We start from the raw sequence: 338 nt of genomic DNA, 5'->3' as shown, positions 1-338 counted from the left end.
GCGTAGGCGATCAGCAAGACCTCCTGCACCCCGGTGTGAAACGCCGCGGGCACCTCGGTAAGCAGACGCCGCGTCATGTCGGCGTCCAGTGACACCGTTAGGTGCCCGGCGCTGGCGTAGGTATCCGTCTCGGGGTGGGGCGCGGGCAGGGCGGCGGCCACGCCGCCGATCTGGTTCCAGATGTCGGTCTGGTCGCCGGTGGCCGGGGTGTGGGCGCGTTCTTTGAGTAGCGTGGCCCAGTGCTGAAACGAGGTGCCACCGGTGGGCAGGGTGATCGATTGGCCGCTGTGGTGCTGGGCCCAGGCGATGTTGAAGTCCTCCACCAGGATCCGCCACGA

Annotated in this window: 1 protein-coding gene; it reads right to left on the bottom strand. The window is 68.3% G+C overall.

From position 1 onward, the window contains the following. A partial coding sequence (locus tag WU80_RS24930) for a condensation domain-containing protein (RefSeq protein ID WP_156349797.1) occupies positions 1–338 on the bottom strand: 338 nt, incomplete at both ends.

The organism is Mycobacterium sp. UM_11 (assembly GCF_001414075.1).
Lineage (GTDB): Bacteria > Actinomycetota > Actinomycetes > Mycobacteriales > Mycobacteriaceae > Mycobacterium.
Note: the sequence above shows the minus strand (reverse complement) of the source record. Positions and strands in the feature narration are given on the sequence as shown.